The sequence below is a fragment of the Candidatus Pantoea multigeneris genome (genome assembly GCF_011752615.1).
GTDB classification, from domain to species: domain Bacteria; phylum Pseudomonadota; class Gammaproteobacteria; order Enterobacterales; family Enterobacteriaceae; genus Pantoea; species Pantoea multigeneris.
On the sequence record NZ_VWXF01000001.1, the window covers coordinates 530,965 to 547,337 of the forward strand.

General features: G+C 53.9%; 20 protein-coding genes. 1 reads left to right on the plus strand and 19 read right to left on the minus strand.

Features of this window, described 5'->3' with window-relative positions; genetic code table 11:
- Nucleotides 1-320: 320 nt before the first annotated feature.
- From nagZ to yceD, 18 genes are all read right to left on the minus strand, one after another.
- Nucleotides 321-1,373 carry a beta-N-acetylhexosaminidase gene (nagZ, locus tag F3J40_RS02475; protein ID WP_167012452.1) on the minus strand — a complete coding sequence of 351 codons (1,053 nt, stop codon included), beginning with the start codon at nucleotides 1,371-1,373 and terminating at the stop codon, nucleotides 321-323.
- 11 nt (nucleotides 1,374-1,384) lie between these two features.
- Complete coding sequence (gene thiK, locus F3J40_RS02480; RefSeq protein ID WP_167012922.1) at nucleotides 1,385-2,209, minus strand: thiamine kinase; 825 nt, start codon at nucleotides 2,207-2,209, stop codon at nucleotides 1,385-1,387.
- Nucleotides 2,196-2,807, minus strand: coding sequence for a penicillin-binding protein activator LpoB (gene lpoB / locus F3J40_RS02485; RefSeq protein ID WP_167012453.1), 612 nt, complete (start codon nucleotides 2,805-2,807; stop codon nucleotides 2,196-2,198). Before lpoB ends, thiK begins: the two co-directional genes overlap by 14 nt.
- Before the next feature lie 10 nt (nucleotides 2,808-2,817).
- Nucleotides 2,818-3,186 carry a YcfL family putative periplasmic lipoprotein gene (locus F3J40_RS02490; RefSeq protein WP_167012454.1) on the minus strand — a complete coding sequence of 123 codons (369 nt, stop codon included), beginning with the start codon at nucleotides 3,184-3,186 and terminating at the stop codon, nucleotides 2,818-2,820.
- A 19-nt stretch (nucleotides 3,187-3,205) separates the two neighbouring features.
- Entirely contained in the window at nucleotides 3,206-3,556 is a 351-nt protein-coding gene (gene hinT, locus F3J40_RS02495) for a purine nucleoside phosphoramidase (protein ID WP_017348082.1), read from the minus strand.
- A gap of 49 nt (nucleotides 3,557-3,605) precedes the next feature.
- On the minus strand, nucleotides 3,606-4,403 hold the full coding sequence (locus tag F3J40_RS02500) for a metal-dependent hydrolase (RefSeq protein WP_167012455.1): 798 nt from the start codon (nucleotides 4,401-4,403) through the stop codon (nucleotides 3,606-3,608).
- Nucleotides 4,404-4,423: 20 nt separating this feature from the next.
- Nucleotides 4,424-5,401 carry a DNA polymerase III subunit delta' gene (holB, locus tag F3J40_RS02505; RefSeq protein ID WP_167012456.1) on the minus strand — a complete coding sequence of 326 codons (978 nt, stop codon included), beginning with the start codon at nucleotides 5,399-5,401 and terminating at the stop codon, nucleotides 4,424-4,426.
- Nucleotides 5,398-6,033, minus strand: a complete 636-nt coding sequence (tmk, locus tag F3J40_RS02510) for a dTMP kinase (protein WP_167012457.1) — start codon at nucleotides 6,031-6,033, stop codon at nucleotides 5,398-5,400. Before tmk ends, holB begins: the two co-directional genes overlap by 4 nt.
- Nucleotides 6,023-7,042 (minus strand): endolytic transglycosylase MltG, encoded by a 1,020-nt coding sequence (gene mltG, locus F3J40_RS02515; protein WP_017348078.1) that lies wholly within the window; start codon nucleotides 7,040-7,042, stop codon nucleotides 6,023-6,025. The genes tmk and mltG overlap by 11 nt, the downstream gene beginning before the upstream one ends.
- Complete coding sequence (gene pabC / locus F3J40_RS02520) at nucleotides 7,039-7,851, minus strand: aminodeoxychorismate lyase (protein WP_167012458.1); 813 nt, start codon at nucleotides 7,849-7,851, stop codon at nucleotides 7,039-7,041. The genes mltG and pabC overlap by 4 nt, the downstream gene beginning before the upstream one ends.
- Before the next feature lie 416 nt (nucleotides 7,852-8,267).
- Nucleotides 8,268-9,509 carry a beta-ketoacyl-ACP synthase II gene (gene fabF, locus F3J40_RS02525; protein ID WP_167012459.1) on the minus strand — a complete coding sequence of 414 codons (1,242 nt, stop codon included), beginning with the start codon at nucleotides 9,507-9,509 and terminating at the stop codon, nucleotides 8,268-8,270.
- Between the two features lie 81 nt (nucleotides 9,510-9,590).
- Nucleotides 9,591-9,827: an acyl carrier protein gene (acpP, locus tag F3J40_RS02530; RefSeq protein ID WP_017348075.1), complete on the minus strand. Its 237-nt coding sequence runs from the start codon at nucleotides 9,825-9,827 to the stop codon at nucleotides 9,591-9,593.
- Between the two features lie 153 nt (nucleotides 9,828-9,980).
- Nucleotides 9,981-10,715 carry a 3-oxoacyl-ACP reductase FabG gene (fabG, locus tag F3J40_RS02535; RefSeq protein WP_017348074.1) on the minus strand — a complete coding sequence of 245 codons (735 nt, stop codon included), beginning with the start codon at nucleotides 10,713-10,715 and terminating at the stop codon, nucleotides 9,981-9,983.
- A gap of 10 nt (nucleotides 10,716-10,725) precedes the next feature.
- Nucleotides 10,726-11,658, minus strand: a complete 933-nt coding sequence (gene fabD / locus F3J40_RS02540; RefSeq protein WP_167012460.1) for an ACP S-malonyltransferase — start codon at nucleotides 11,656-11,658, stop codon at nucleotides 10,726-10,728.
- 16 nt (nucleotides 11,659-11,674) lie between these two features.
- Entirely contained in the window at nucleotides 11,675-12,628 is a 954-nt protein-coding gene (locus F3J40_RS02545; RefSeq protein ID WP_017348072.1) for a beta-ketoacyl-ACP synthase III, read from the minus strand.
- A 1-nt stretch (nucleotide 12,629) separates the two neighbouring features.
- Nucleotides 12,630-13,667, minus strand: coding sequence for a phosphate acyltransferase PlsX (gene plsX / locus F3J40_RS02550; protein ID WP_167012461.1), 1,038 nt, complete (start codon nucleotides 13,665-13,667; stop codon nucleotides 12,630-12,632).
- A 27-nt stretch (nucleotides 13,668-13,694) separates the two neighbouring features.
- Nucleotides 13,695-13,865 carry a 50S ribosomal protein L32 gene (gene rpmF / locus F3J40_RS02555; protein WP_017348070.1) on the minus strand — a complete coding sequence of 57 codons (171 nt, stop codon included), beginning with the start codon at nucleotides 13,863-13,865 and terminating at the stop codon, nucleotides 13,695-13,697.
- 14 nt (nucleotides 13,866-13,879) lie between these two features.
- Entirely contained in the window at nucleotides 13,880-14,401 is a 522-nt protein-coding gene (gene yceD / locus F3J40_RS02560) for a 23S rRNA accumulation protein YceD (RefSeq protein WP_017348069.1), read from the minus strand.
- 140 nt (nucleotides 14,402-14,541) lie between these two features.
- On the opposite strand from yceD, the gene F3J40_RS02565 reads away from it, so the two are divergent.
- Entirely contained in the window at nucleotides 14,542-15,129 is a 588-nt protein-coding gene (locus tag F3J40_RS02565; RefSeq protein WP_167012462.1) for a Maf family protein, read from the plus strand.
- A gap of 13 nt (nucleotides 15,130-15,142) precedes the next feature.
- Here F3J40_RS02565 and rluC read toward each other — a convergent pair whose 3' ends face one another.
- The gene (rluC, locus tag F3J40_RS02570; protein ID WP_167012463.1) at nucleotides 15,143-16,099 is read right to left on the minus strand and encodes a 23S rRNA pseudouridine(955/2504/2580) synthase RluC; all 957 of its coding nucleotides are present in this window, start codon (nucleotides 16,097-16,099) and stop codon (nucleotides 15,143-15,145) included.
- Between the last annotated feature and the right edge of the window lie 274 nt (nucleotides 16,100-16,373).

Sequence of the window (16,373 nt, forward strand, 5' to 3'; positions counted from 1 at the left end):
ACATAGGGTTGGCGAAACTAAATCGCGATTAAAATCAGGATAACATGCTGGTAAAGCGAGTTCATGAGAAAATTGATGCACATCAATCTTTGAAGTATAGAAGGTGGAAAATACGCTGTAAAAACAGTGAGTCACCGAATATCTGAAAATTTAACCCTATGATTTTCAAATGATATTTATTCTATCATAGTAGAATAAACCGGCATTAAAATAGGTGAGAAATGGAACGTAGCGCCTAATTTGCAGACATTTAGCCGCGTCGCTGCCATTTTGGTCGACGCGGCTAAAGAAGAGTAATGCCGGAAGGAAATCGTTAACAACTAGCGAGTATTTTGCGCAGTAGATTTATATTCCAGCCAGCGCATCTGCAACTGACTCAGGCTTTGCACATTGTTTTTCCAGCGATCGCTATTAAACAGCTGATCGCGGCTAAGATTGCCGCTGTGATAAAGCGCGCTGACACGTTCGGCACTCTGCACCGGCAGATTGTCCAGCACGCTAACCGCCCCTGCTCGCTCATTGCACACCAGAATCATGTCACAGCCTGCGGACAGCGATTGCTGTGCGCGCTCCGCATAGCTACCCATCACCGCAGCCCCTTCCATGGAAAGGTCGTCAGAGAAGATAATGCCGCCAAAACCGAGCTGTTTACGCAGCACCTGCTGCAGCCAGTACGGTGAACCACTGGCGGGGAGATCGTCGCTTTCGCTGTAGATCACGTGGGCGGGCATGATCGCATCCAGCAATTTCTCATCGATCAGACGCTGGAAAATCGCCATGTCATGGGCACGAATCTCCGCTTCAGGTCGATCGTCACGCGGCGTCTCTTTATGGGAGTCCGCGCTGACCGCACCGTGGCCTGGGAAGTGCTTACCGGTGGTTTTCATGCCAGCCTGATGCATACCGCTGATAAACTGCCGGGCAATTTGTAATGCGATTTCAGGATCGGCATGGAATGCCCGATCGCCGATCGCCGCGCTGATATGGCCAATATCCAGTACCGGCGCAAAGCTGATATCAATGTCCATGGCGATCATCTCGACCGCCATTTGCCAGCCCGCTTCCCGCGCATACTGGCCTGCGGTTGTCATATCATGCAGTGCTGCAAATGACTGCATGGCAGGCAACGTGGTGAAGCCCTCGCGGAAACGCTGTACGCGTCCTCCTTCCTGATCAACCGCAATCACCAAACGCGCGTGCGACGCCGCGCGGATCTGACGCACCAGTTCTGCCAACTGCGCCGGATCATGGTAGTTGCGACTGAACAGGATCAAACCACCCACCAACGGATGGCGCAGAATTTCACGCTCTTCGTTGTCCAGTTCGAAGCCTGCGACATCAAGCATTAATGGGCCGGGAATAGGTGTTCTCATGAAAAAAACCTTCAGAAAGGAGAATGAAGTTGTTGCCAGTGTTGGCGGGCTAAATGCCGCATTGCAGCACTTTGAGTCTGTTCGGCACGCAGTTGATACCAGCTCGCCATGAGTAAACGCAGCCAGGGCTGCCAACGGTGGATCTGCTGCTGCAATACGTCGGGTGAAAGCCGATAGCGTTGAGCGAAATCCGCTATCAATTGCGCTGTATGTTGCGGCAGCGTGGCACACAGGGTCGCTAGCTCCAGCGCGATGTCGCCATCGCCCGCATATTCCCAGTCGATTAAACTCAGTTTGCCCTGTTGGCAGATAAGGTTGCCCGCATGGACATCCATATGCAAAAAAGCCAGCCGCAGCGGTTTAGGCTCCCCCTGCTGTTGCAGATGACGTAGCGCGCGCAGCCATGATGGATGACGCTGCTGGCACTGCTGCCAGTAACGCTGTAACAACGGTAACAGGGATAAACGGTAGCCACACAGTGGCTGGCGATGTAAACAACCGAGCAACGCAAGTAGCTGGGGCAAGTGGCTCGCCAGGGCTTCCGGTGCCACCACCTCGCCAGGCTGCCAGCGCAACAACAGCCAGTCGCGACTTGCCGCCAACGGCTGCTGCGCCAGGCCGGTGCCACGCAGGCGCAGTAGCTGGCGAAACTCGCGCAGGCGGTTCACCTGTGGCATAGCGGGTGTGGGGGTACGTCGCGCCAGCAACGTCCCCGCCGAGGTTTCCAGCCGCCAACTCTGCCCTGACAACCCAGTCACCGCTTGCATCTCGTGTAACCGGGCCTGAGGCAGAACCCGGTGCAGCAATTGTTGCAGGGCAGGATCAGTTTTGTGCAACACCGTGGCCCGACCAGATAATTTCTCCGGTCTGCACCAGCATCAGTTGCATTTGCAGCGTAGGCGACTTCACATCACCTTGCGCAGTGCTATACAGCACGTACTGCGCATTCAGAATACGCGCCAGTCCAATCGCTTTACTGCGCGAATTCAGGCTGTCTTCTGGCGACAGGCCGAGGCTCTGCTTCGCCTGATTCACCTGCGCATCGGTCACGAGCGTAAACTTACCGTTGTTGTTTAACGCATTCTGAATCGAGCCGGTGGCTTTTTCACTTTGCAGTGCGCCGTTGGTGCTGTTTTTCACCCGATCAACCAGTAACACGGAGCCTGGGTTGGCGTTAGCGGCACCCAGCATCTGTGCCACCAGTGGCTGCACGGTTGCGTCCCAGTTCAGGGTTTTCAGCTTCGGTGGCGTTGGCACACCTTCGCTGGGTACAGGCACCGGCTGCGGAACAGGCTGCGGTTGCACAGGCTGCTGTGGCTGCGGTTGAGGCTGCGGAGCCTGCTCAACCGGGGCCGGTTGCTGCTGTTTCAACACACAACCTGTCAGCAACAGCGCCACGCCCAGTGCGCTTATACGGTTTACACTACGAATCACGTGATACTCCTCAGAGATAGATCCACAAACGCACCTTACTGGCGGTCAAATTTCCCAACTGCGATGCCGCTAACACACTGCCATGGCCTGCAACCGTGATGGTCTGGGCTGGCTCGCGCGGGGTGATTTCCAGTCCTTTATCGTCATACCAGAAGAAACGATAGTGAACCGTTACCGGCGTGGAACGCTGGTTGTAAAGCGTACTGGCGGCACGCAACTGCCCTTCATCACCGCTGATGGTTGGCTCATCGGTGATGATGCCAGCCGACAGCACCGCAGACTCCATCACCAGCGACTGCGATGTATTAATGGCAGGATCTTTACTGCTGCATCCCGCCAACAGGCATAACAGCTGAGCTGCAATTAACCAACGTCCCATCGTTTCTCTCCTGATGGCGTCATACTGACAGCAGTGGCCCAAGCGGTTTACCGCCCAGAAGATGCATATGAATGTGATAGACCTCTTGTCCGCCATGAGAATTGCAGTTCATGATCAGACGATAGCCATCTTCAGCAATACCTTCATCGCGGGCAATTTTTGCCGCCACGGTAAACAGTCGCCCCAGAGCCTGCTCATGCTCGGCTTTAACATCATTCGCGGTTGGAATGAGTACGTTAGGCACGATCAGAACGTGCGTGGGTGCACGAGGTGAAATATCACGAAACGCCGTGACCAGCTCATCCTGATAAATCACATCTGCCGGGATTTCACGACGAATAATCTTACTAAAAATCGTTTCTTCTGCCATGGTGCTTTTCCTTGTGCTTTTGTCAGTAAATCTTACGCGCCTGCGAGTTTCAGGCCGGATCGGTCAGACGGCTGAGCGGAACCCGGAACAGGCGAGAGAAGTTTTCCGTGGTCGCAGCGGCCAACGTTTCCACATCAACACCTTTGACTACCGCCATGTAATCGGCCACATCACGGGTGTACGCAGGCTGATTTTCTTTCCCCCGGTTAGGGACCGGAGCCAGATACGGTGAATCGGTTTCGATGAGCATGCGATCCAGTGGCACATAGCGCGCGGCTTCACGCAAAGCTTCGGCATTACGGAAAGTCACAATCCCCGAGAAGGAGATATAAAAGCCCATGTCCAGTAGCTTCGCCGCTGTTTCTCTGTCTTCCGTGAAACAGTGCAGCACGCCACCGCACTTCTCAACCTGCTCTTCTTTGAGGATCGCTAACGTATCGGCGCGCGCTTCACGCGTATGCACGATGATCGGCTTGTTGAGACGAATACCGGTCTGAATATGGTCTCGGAAACCGGCCTGTTGCGCCGCTTTCGTCTCCTGCTGATAGTAGTAATCAAGACCGGTTTCACCCAGTGCAATAACGCGATCTTCGGCAGCGAGACGATGGAACTCGTCGACGTCATACGGGGTTTCATGATTCAGAGGATGAATGCCCACCGCCAACGCGATATTTTGCCGATCGCCCACCAGGGTTTTGAGTCCGTGGTAGCCTTCCAGTGACGTTGCAATCGCCAGCATGAATTTCACATCTCGCGCGGCGGCTTTCGCAATCACATCATCGAGGTCACGATGGTTCTTTTCATAATCCAGGCCATCGAGATGGCAATGAGAATCGACAATAAACATAACTTTACTCGCTTAATACATCAGGTATGGTGCTGCATCTGCCAACGTAGCAGTTGGTCAGTCAGTAATAATTCGCGATTTACCGCTGCCACATGCAGCAGTTGTTCCCGGCACTGCAACCAGTCCCGAATCCCCTGATCCAGCGCGAGTGGCGTAAATAACTGCGCCAGTTTCTGCACCAGTGGCTGTTGGTCACAGTTGCTCAACCACTGCACCGCGTTTTGCCGCCATTTTAAAGCATCAACTAATAACGACAGCAACCAGCCAATTCGCTGGGGGGCATCGTCGCTGTTGAGTACCGGCAGTAAGTCTAACAGCTGTTGCCCTGCATGCTGATTCAGGCTGTCACACAGTTGCTGACGGCGCTGCCAGGCTTCGGGTTGGAGCAGTTGGGCTGCCGCAGCAGGAGCGCCACCACTGAGCCGTAAGGCGGTCTGTAGCGCGGTTTGTGGCTGGCTGGTCTGCCGGGCCAGCCACTGCACGCTGAGGGCTTCATCGGGTGGTACCAGTTGCAGCGTCATACAGCGGCTGCGCAACGTGGGCAACAACCGGGCGCTATCGCGGCTGCTAAGGAAAAACCAACAGTTACCCGGCGGCTCTTCCAGCGTTTTTAACAGTGCATTTGCCGCCGCTTCCGTCAGCGTGCCCGCATCCGGTAGCCAAACCACTTTCGCCCCACCCTGTTGGGCAAAATGATAGAGCTTTTCGGTGACAATACGTATCGCATCGATGCCTAAGGTGCTTTTGCCTTTTTCCGGCTCAAGGCGATACCAGTCAGGATGGGTTCCCGCCTGCATCAGTTGACAGCTGTGGCAATGACCACAGCTTTTCATGTCATCGGGCTGCTGGCACATCAGCCAACGGCTCAGTCCCCACACCAGTTCGGCATCCCCCATGCCTTCAATGGCCTGGATCAGCAGCGCATGATGACCACGCCCGCTTTGATGCTGGGAGATAAGCTGTCGGTAGGGCTGGTTCAGCCACGGATACCAACTCACGCGTGCTGTTCCTGTAGCCACTGCAACAGGGTGTGTTTAATGTCTTCCGCCACGGCGCTTACCGTTTGGGTTGCATCGATGGTACGAATTGACGCATCCGCGGCCGCCAGAGCCTGATAACGTGCACGCGTGCGGGCGAAGAAATCCAGTGATTCTTGCTCAATACGATCCAGCTCGCCGCGTGCACGGGCTCGTGACAAACCGATCTCGGGCGTCACGTCCAGGTAGAGGGTTAAATCCGGGCGGAAATCGCCTAATACCGCATCACGCAGCGTTTGCATCAGTTGTGCATCTAACCCACGTCCGCCCCCCTGGTAAGCCTGTGAAGAGAGATCGTGACGATCGCCCACCACCCAGGCACCACGAGCCAGCGCCGGTTTGATCACTGTTTCAACCAGTTGCACACGGGCGGCATACAGCATCAGCAGTTCGGCCTGGTCGGTGACCTGCTCTCCTTCGATGCCCTGCTTAACCAGTTGACGCAGCTGTTCTGCTAACGGCGTCCCGCCTGGCTCCCGCGTAAAGACCACATCGTCAATCCCTTGTTCACGCAGCGTGGCGACGATCACCTCACGCGCGGTGGTTTTTCCTGCGCCTTCAAGCCCTTCAATGACAATAAACTTACTTTTCATTTTTTTCCTTCATTGTCAGTCGATACGCCTGAACGGCCACGTTGTGGCTGCTGAGGTTTGTGGTAAAGGTATGCCCACCGCTGCCATTCGCCACAAAGTAGAGATAATTGGTTTTTTCCGGGTGTGCCGCTGCATCTAGCGAAGGCTTGCCCGGCATGGCAATCGGCCCTGGCGGCATCCCGCTGATAGTATAGGTGTTATACGGTGTGGCAGTTTCCAGATCTTTGCGCGTTAAGGTGCCGTGATAGCTGTCACCCATGCCGTAAATCACCGTAGGATCGGTCTGTAAACGCATACCAATGCGTAAACGATTAATAAAGACGGACGCGACTTCCGCACGTTCACCGGCGACACCGGTCTCTTTTTCAATCATTGAGGCCATGGTGACCAGATCGCGCGGGGTTTTATACGGCAGGTTGTCCTGACGCCCCTGCCACACCAGGTCGACCACGCTGTTCATACGCGCGTGCGCACGCTCCAGCACCGCAACATCGCTGGTGTTGGCCGTGTACAGATAGGTGTCAGGATAGAACCCCCCTTCCAGATCACCTTCCGGCAGTTTAAGCGCCGCCGCCAGGGTCGCGAACTGATCATCTTTCAGGGTATGACGCAGATAAGGGGCAGAACGCAGTTGGCTGAGCCATTCGCTCAGGCGTGACCCTTCGACAAAACGCAGTGGAAACTGGGCTTCTTTGCCACTGGCCAGCAGTTGCAACAGGCCGCGCACCGTCATGTTGGGTTCCAGACGATAAGTACCCGCTTTGAACCGTGCGAGTTCCGGTTCCAGCTTGAGTAAGGTGCCAAACCACAGGCTCTGAGGGATCAGGTGTTGGCCTTCCAGTTGTTCTTCCAGCGCCACACGACCGGTGCCGGCTGGCAGGGTATAAAGCGTTTCCTGGGTAATCGTCAATGGCGTATCCGCCAGACGTTTAATTTGCCAGTAGCTGGTGGCTCCGGCAGCGACCAGTGCCAACAGTGCACCGGTGATTATTTTTTTACTTCGGCTCATTCGGCTTCCAGTTGTTCGCAGACACCCAGCAACCGGTGAAACAGACTGCGATCATGATAGTGCACATGTTGCAGTTGCCGCACTGGAAGCACCGGCATCAGCGCATTACAGATGACAATTTCATCGGCCATTAGCAGGCGTTCTGGCCCACAACGCACGATGTGACACACGTCACCAGCGGATGCCAGCTGCGCCATAATAAAGCGCCGCATCACGCCGTTTACGCCTGCCTGTTCGACATCCGGCGTGAAGATCTGTTGCCCTTCGCGCCAGAATAAATTGGCCGCACAGCATTCCACCACCTGCCCTTCAGTGTCAAGTACGAGGGTGTCATCTGCGGATTCTTCGTCCAGATGGCGACGAATCAAGACCTGTTCCAGTCGATTAAGATGCTTAATGCCTGCGAAGAGTGGGGAACGCGCAAGGGGGATTGGGCTAATGGAGAGCTGTACGCCATCCACGGCGAGTTGCTGATAATGTTTCGGCCAGGCAGTAACGGAGATTATCCGGGTCGTGGGACCACATCCCTGGCGACTGTAGCCACGGCCACCGCTACCGGCAGTTAAGATCACTTTTAGCACTGCCTGTTGCTGGCCGCGTGCCGCCTGTCGCATCTCAGACTCGAGCTGCATCCAGTCAGGCTCTGCTAATTTCAAGCACAGACATCCCTGTTTGAGGCGCTGTAAATGCGCCTCAAACAGCTGAATTTTGCCGCCCGTTATAGCAGCAGTAGTGAAGCATCCGTCACCGAACTGAATAGCGCGATCGCTGGCATTGATTGTGTCTGCTGGCAGACCGTTAATCCACATAAAGCCTCATGACTTTCCTGTCACTGGTGGTGTGTTGGGAGAGAATGAGGCTCGTATCCTGAGCTTACAAATGCCGGGAACGTGCGTCTTGTTTGTTCTGGCTGCTATCTTTGAAGATAGTAAGACCAGGTTTAACAAGCTCTCCTCTCTCGTTATACGTTGCGCACCCTGATAGCAACAGGGTCAGAATAATAATTCTCGACATCTTTTTAAGACTCCACAAGTAAAACCGCAAAAACTAGCATAAAGCGGGCGAAATGCTATCCAACCCCGTCTTGTTATCAGGAATTTGTGAGATGACGCAGAATGACAATGGAATGTTTTGAAAGGGATGTCTTGAAAGGTAAGAAACTGCCCCACCAGGCAAAAGGTGGGGCAGTTGACCCGTCATCACAGCGAAGATGCTGTCTTACAGGTTAGATTTTACGGAAAATCAACGAGCCGTTGGTGCCGCCAAAACCAAATGAGTTACACAGAGTGTACTCAAGGCCAGAAACCTGACGCGCGGTGTGCGGAACAAAGTCCAAGTCACAGCCTTCGTCTGGGTTATCCAGGTTAATGGTCGGTGGAATCGCCTGGTCGCGCAGCGCGAGCACGGAGTAGATAGCTTCTACCGCACCCGCCGCACCTAACAGGTGACCGGTCATGGATTTGGTTGAGCTAACCATGACTTTGTTCGCCGCAGCGCCAAACACAGACTTAACCGCCTGGGCTTCCGCTTTATCGCCCGCTGGGGTTGAAGTACCGTGTGCGTTGACGTAGCCGATCTGTTCAGCGGAGAGCTGAGCATCACGCAGGGCGTTAACCATGGCTAACGCTGCACCCGCGCCATCTTCTGGTGGTGAGGTCATGTGGTAGGCATCGCTGCTCATACCAAAACCAACCACTTCAGCGTAGATTTTCGCGCCACGTTTTTTCGCGTGTTCGTACTCTTCCAGAACTACCATGCCAGCACCGTCACCCAGCACGAAGCCGTCGCGGTCTTTATCCCACGGACGGCTCGCCGCCTGCGGATTTTCATTGTAGGTTGAAAGCGCACGTGCAGCACCAAAGCCGCCTACACCCAGAGGGGTACTGGCTTTTTCTGCGCCACCAGCGATCATCACATCGGCATCATTATAAGCAATGATACGAGCTGCATGGCCGATGTTATGCACGCCAGAAGTACAGGCGGTGGCAATAGAAATGCTTGGACCTTTCAGGCCGTACATGATCGTCAAATGACCAGCTACCATGTTAACGATGGTAGAAGGTACAAAGAATGGACTGATTTTACGTGGGCCGCCGTTAACCAGTGAGCTGTGGTTTTCTTCGATCAAACCCAGTCCACCGATACCGGAACCGATAGCCGCACCAATACGCGAAGCATTCTCTTCGGTCACAACCAGACCCGAATCCTGCATCGCCTGGGCACCAGCCACAATGCCATATTGGATGAAAGCATCCATTTTGCGCTGTTCTTTGCGCGAAATGATTTCATCACAGTTAAAATCTTTAACCGTACCCGCAAAACGTGTTGCGTAAGCACTGGTATCAAAATGGTCAATATTAGCGATGCCGCTCTGACCGGCAAGGAGAGCACTCCAGGTAGACTCTACGGTATTGCCGACAGGAGACAACATGCCAAGACCAGTCACTACTACACGACGCTTTGACACGTTCGTCCTCCAGGAAAGGGGGAATATGAACTGTGGAAATAATAAAACTCAGGCGGTCAAATGACCGCCTGATGATATTCATTAGCCGTTGTGGCTATTGATATAATCGATCGCTGCCTGAACGGTAGTGATTTTTTCAGCTTCTTCGTCTGGAATCTCAGTATCAAACTCTTCTTCCAGAGCCATTACCAGCTCAACGGTGTCAAGAGAATCGGCACCCAGGTCTTCAACGAAAGAAGCAGAGTTAACGACTTCGTCTTCTTTAACACCCAGCTGCTCAGCAACGATTTTCTTAACGCGCAGTTCGATATCGCTCATACTATTTAATTTCCTATCAAAACTCGCTTTCGCGACGGTTTTCGTAGTGTATAAAATGTTGAAAAAGATGCAACTAAATCCCGGCTGGTCGAACCACGATTCTGCACTATTGTGCGGTGGTTACCGCGTATAATGCAAATTATTTCGTGGTGCTTAGACCATGTACATTCCGCCATTTACGTGCAGTGTCTCGCCCGTAATGTACGCAGCTTCATCAGAAGCCAGGAATGCAACCGCATTGGCAATTTCCTGTGGATCGCCTAAACGGCCCGCAGGAACTTCAGCCAGAATGCCCGAGCGTTGCTCCTCATTCAGTGCTTGCGTCATGTCCGTAGCAATAAAGCCCGGTGCAACGACGTTAACTGTAATACCACGTGACGCAACTTCGCGCGCCAGTGATTTGCTAAAGCCAATCAAACCCGCTTTTGCTGCCGCGTAGTTTGCCTGGCCCGCGTTCCCCATGGTTCCAACTACAGAACCGATGGTAATAATGCGTCCCACACGTTTTTTCATCATGGCACGCATTACCGCCTTGGACAGACGGAAAACAGAAGTGAGGTTGGTATCAAGGATATCCGCCCACTCATCATCTTTCATGCGCATCAACAGATTGTCACGGGTGATGCCGGCATTATTGACTAAAATGTCGACTTCGCCAAACTCAGCACGAACGGTATCCAACACGGCATCAATGGATGCGCTGTCAGTCACGTTCAGCTTCAGGCCTTTGCCTTTATTGCCCAGATAAGCACTGATCGCTTCTGCGCCGCTGTCGCTGGTTGCAGTGCCAATAACTTTAGCACCACGTGCTGCCAGCGTTTCTGCGATCGCACGGCCGATACCACGGCTCGCACCGGTCACCAGCGCTACTTTGCCTTCAAAGCTCATGATTGTCCTCTTATTCCTGTGCAAGAGCAGCTTGCAGTGAAGCAGGATCGTTCACTGCTGCCGCCGTCAGGCTATCAACGATACGTTTTGTCAGACCGGTCAGGACTTTACCCGCACCGATCTCCAGCAGATGAGTCACACCCTGCGCCGCCATAAATTCAACACTCTCAGTCCACCGCACCGGGCTGTAGAGTTGGCGGATCAACGCAGAGCGGATCGCTGCAGCATCGCTTTCAGTTTTCACATCTACGTTATTCACTACCGGCACCACAGGAGCGTTAAAGGTGATCTGCTCCAGCGCTACCGCCAGTTTCTCTGCTGCTGGCTTCATCAGCGCACAGTGTGAAGGCACGCTGACCGGCAACGGCAGCGCACGTTTCGCGCCTGCTGCTTTACAGGCCGCACCTGCACGTTCTACCGCTTCTTTGTTACCAGCAATCACGACCTGTCCCGGTGAGTTAAAGTTCACCGGTGCTACAACCTGACCCTGAGCGCTCTCTTCACAGGCTTTGCGAATGGATTCATCATCCAGGCCGATAATCGCCTGCATGGCACCCGTACCTTCCGGTACCGCTTCCTGCATCAGTTTGCCGCGCAACTCTACCAGTTTAACGGCATCAGCGAAATTGATTACGCCAGCACACACTAAAGCAGAGTATTCACCCAGGCTGTGGCCCGCCAGCAAAGTTGGCTGTGCGCCGCCCTGCTGCTGCCACAAACGGTAAATAGCGACAGATGCGGTCAGCAACGCAGGCTGTGTCTGCCAGGTTTTGTTCAGTTCTTCCGCCGGGCCTTGTTGCACCAGCTGCCACAGGTCATAACCCAGGGCTTCGGAAGCTTCAGCAAATGTTGCTTCAATCAGTGGGTACTCAGCAGCCAAATCGGCCAGCATGCCCACAGTCTGGGAACCCTGTCCCGGAAAAACCATCGCAAATTGCGTCATGTTCTGTTCCTGTCAATCAAAAGCGAACCAGTGCTGAACCCCAGGTGAAACCACCACCAAAGGCCTCCAGCAGAATGAGCTGTCCGGGTTTGATACGGCCATCACGCACCGCTTCATCCAGCGCCGTCGGGACCGATGCCGCCGAGGTATTGCCGTGACGATCGAGTGTGACAACCACTTTGTCCATACCCATACCGAGTTTTTTGGCTGTTGCGCTGATGATGCGCAGGTTGGCCTGGTGAGGCACCAGCCAGTCCAGCGCTTCGCGCTCAATATGGTTAGCCTGTAACGTCTCTTCCACAATGTGGGCCAGCTCAGTCACCGCGACTTTGAACACTTCATTGCCGCTCATGCCAAGGTAAGCTGGGTTTGCTTGTGGGTTACGCTCCTGGTTTTCCAGCACCAGCAGATGGCCGTAGCTGCCATCCGCGTGCAGATGCGTAGAGATGATACCCGGCTCTTCGCTTTGACCCAGCAATACCGCACCCGCACCATCACCAAACAGGATGATAGTGCCGCGATCTTCTGGATCCAGCGTACGGGATAAAACGTCTGAGCCTATGACCAACGCATGTTTCACTGCACCGTTTTTGATGTACTGATCAGCAACGCTCAGGGCATAGGTGAAACCTGCACAGGCGGCAGCAAGATCGAAAGCTGCGCAGTCTTTAATGCCCAACTGCTGTTGGATCATGCAGGCTGAACTTGGGAATGCGTGACTGGAGGAAGTGGTGGCGACAATGATCAGCCCAACATCGCTGGGGGCGACATCCGCCATCTCCAGTGCACGTTGTGCTGCTGCTGCGCCCATGGTCGCAACGTTTTCGTTCGCTGCGGCAATACGACGCTCACGGATGCCGGTACGGGTAACAATCCACTCGTCCGTAGTCTCCACCATTTTTTCCAGATCCGCATTGGTGCGAACCTGGCTGGGCAAATAACTGCCCGTACCGATAATTTTGGTAAACATCTTAGGCTTTGTCACTCCTGGCTAATACAGTGTTAAGGCGCGCGGCGATTCGTTGAGGAACCTGCCGTCGCACCGCCTGCTCTGCCTGTCTAATCGCCACCGCAAAGGCCTGCTGATTGGCAGACCCGTGGCTTTTGATTACTGTTCCGCGCAATCCTAACAGACAAGCGCCATTGTACTGGTCGGGGTTGAGATGGCCAAAGCGCCTCGACAGGCGTTTCTGAATCCAGCGCCCCAGCAACCTAAGCCACCATGACCGTTTTGTCTCATCGCCTGACTTCAGCAGGGAGAGAAACACTCTTACCACGCCTTCCATGGTCTTCAGTGTGACGTTACCTGTGAAGCCATCACATACCAGCACGTCCGTTTTGCCCGTCAGGAGGTCATTGCCCTCCAGGTAACCGATATAGTTGATCTGTGGCGTCGCCCGCAATATTGCGGCGGCTTCACGGATCGTCTCCAGCCCTTTTGTCTCTTCCTGACCAATGTTCAGGAGGGCGACACGGGGCTGCGAGATTTCAAGCACTTCTTCCGCCAGGACCGCACCCATAACGGAGAACTCAACCAGCATTTCGCTGCTGGCATTCACGTTGGCACCGAGATCCAGCACCACCGTTTTGCCTCGATGCTGATGAGGCAATACAGACATTAACGCCGGACGGGTAATCCCATCCAGCGGTTTTAACAACAATTTTGCCAGCCCCATCAACGCGCCGGTGTTTCCGGCACTGATACACGCCTCTGCACGCCCCTCCTGGACCAGCTCCAGCGCAATGCGCATTGAACTGCCACGACTCTGACGAATCGCGATGGATGGCCTGGCATCACTTGCAATAACTGACTCGGCAGGGATCACCTGCACACGCCCCACGAGAGAGGAGTCCGCTTTGGCAAGAAATGGCGAGAGGATGTCGGGATCGCCGACCAGAAGAAGAACCAGATGCGAATGAGAGGCCAGTGCCTGCAAGGATGCAGGCACTGTCACGCAGGGACCGAAGTCCCCGCCCATGGCATCAACTGCCAGGGTCAAACGTTTCAAGGTATCGCCTTGCGTCACCGCAAAGTATTACTTGGTGATAACCTTGCGACCGCGGTAGTAACCATCCGCAGTGATATGGTGACGCAGATGAGTTTCACCAGAAACTTTATCTACAGACAGAGTTGCAGTGGTCAGAGCATCGTGTGAACGACGCATACCACGCTTAGAACGGGTTGGTTTATTCTGTTGTACGGCCATGGACCTTACTCCTATTACTTACGCTTTAAACTGGCTAATACGGCAAATGGGTTTGGTTTCTCCGCCTCTTCAGGCAGTTTGCCAAACACCATGTCCGCGTCGGACACTTCACAGTGTTCAGATTCATGAACCGGAACGACAGGCAGTGCAAGAATGATTTCATCCTCAATCACCGCCAGCAGATCGATTTCACCATATTCGTTGACATCGATCGGCTCGTACGCTTCCGGCAGTGCTTCCGCCTGCGCCTCATTTGACACAGGACTGAAACAGTAGTTTACGTGGACATGATGAGGGAAAACCTGGTTACAGCGTTGGCAGCGCAGGGTAACCTGCACTTCAGCCGAGCCTTCAAACATTGCAAGGCGCTGGCTGTCCACTGCGAACATCAGCTTACACTCAATTTCACTGTCCACACTAACGACTGAAGCCGCTACACGCTCCGCCTGTTCACGGGTATAAATACCTTCATAATCGAGGCGTTTTTGAGCTGTGCGGACGGGGTCCAGCGTTAGGGGTAATTTTACCTTTTGCATAGGGCGCGCATATTAACTTTGTAACGTCTGAGAGTCAAAGAAAAAGGCCGTGAAGCAGCATCTTTCACCCACTATTCGCATCCAGTGCGGCGCACAGTTTAAAATGACTCTACCCAATTCGCTATCACTATTATGAAAAAATGCCACTACCGATTCTTTTAGCTTCAACCTCACCCTTTCGCCGTGCGATTTTAGAAAAGCTACAGCTGCCTTTTAGCTGTGCTGCACCGGAAGTGGACGAAACCCCCTATGCCCATGAAACCGCCGAGGCGCTGGTCACAAGGCTGGCCATCGCTAAAGCGCAAGCGCTGGCAGAGCAGTGGCCCGATCACTGGATTATTGGTTCCGATCAGGTTTGCGTCCTTGACGGCGTCATCACCGGCAAGCCACACACTGAGGAGAAAGCGTGCCAGCAGCTACGTGATGCCAGTGGGAAGTGCATCACCTTTTATACCGGGCTGGCGTTGTATCAGCCGCGCACGCAGCAGCTAATGCAGTGCTGTGAGCCCTTTCATGTTCACTTTCGTACTTTGAGCGAGGCGGAAATTACCGGCTATGTTGCACAAGAGCAGCCGTTGCAGTGCGCCGGAAGTTTTAAGAGCGAAGGCCTGGGGATTGCCCTGTTTGAACGGCTGGAAGGGCGCGACCCCAATACATTGATTGGCTTACCGCTGATCGCGCTGCTGGAGATGTTCAGGGAGGCGGGTATCAATCCCCTGACCGATTGATACCCGTGATAACTCAGGCCTTTTGCTGACGCAGCCAGGTCAGACAGCGCTTGAGCTTCTCATCCAGTGGGGCTTCCATTCGCAGGGTTTCGCCATTGGCTGGATGGGTAAAGGTTAATGCGGCGGCGTGCAAGAACAGACGGTTCAGGCCGCTGCCCGCCAATTGGCTATCAAAAGCGCGATCGCCGTAGCGGTCATCAAACGCAATCGGGTGGTCTGCATGCAGGGTGTGTACGCGAATCTGGTGCGTACGTCCGGTGACTGGGCTGGCTTTCACCAGTGTGGCAAAGCTGAAACGCTCTTCGACTTTAAAACGCGTTTCAGAGGGTTTGCCTTCTGCACTGACGCGCACCACGCGCTCACCGCTTTGCAGGATATTTTTTAACAATGGCGCCTGCACCACTTTTACGTGGGAAGACCAGTTGCCGCGTACCAGCGCCAGGTAATCTTTCTGCATGCCTTTATCGCGCAGTTGCTCATGCAACGAGCGCAGTGCCGAACGTTTCTTGGCAACCAGCAGCACACCCGAGGTATCGCGGTCTAAACGGTGGACTAATTCCAGAAAACGGGCTTCAGGTCGCAGCGCACGTAAACCTTCAATTACGCCAAAGCTCAAGCCGCTACCGCCGTGTACCGCCGTGCCCGAAGGTTTATTCATCACCAGCAGGTGATCGTCCTCATACAAGATGCAGGACTCCAGGGCCGCGACTTTATCCAGTTTCGGTGAGACGCTCTGCTCTTCACGCTCCGCAACGCGCACCGGTGGAACGCGAATTTCATCGCCCTCTTCCAGTTTGTATTCCGGTTTGACGCGTTTTTTGTTTACCCGCACTTCACCTTTGCGCAGGATGCGATAAATCATACTTTTCGGCACACCTTTTAACTGGGTGCGCAAAAAGTTATCGATTCGTTGTCCGGCATTCTCAGCCGTGATGGCGACAAACTGTACGCCAGGATTCTCTGTTTTCATGGGCGCGATTCTAAATAGTGTACTCAGATAGCGCCACCTCTTTTTCTGTGCTTAACTCACTGCCTACAGCAGAGAAAAAAGTGCTGACGGAGGCTTTTTTCACCAATGCGTCTATTTGCCCAACATCTGTTCAGGCAAATGACAATAATCTTCATTCAGTGACGAAAGTCACCTTGCTATATGAAGGTAAGCAATGGAATAATGCTGGGGTTCTGCCCTGAATTCATTCAGAGTGGAAAAAAGAGCTAACACCTTATTTTGCCGGATTGTACAG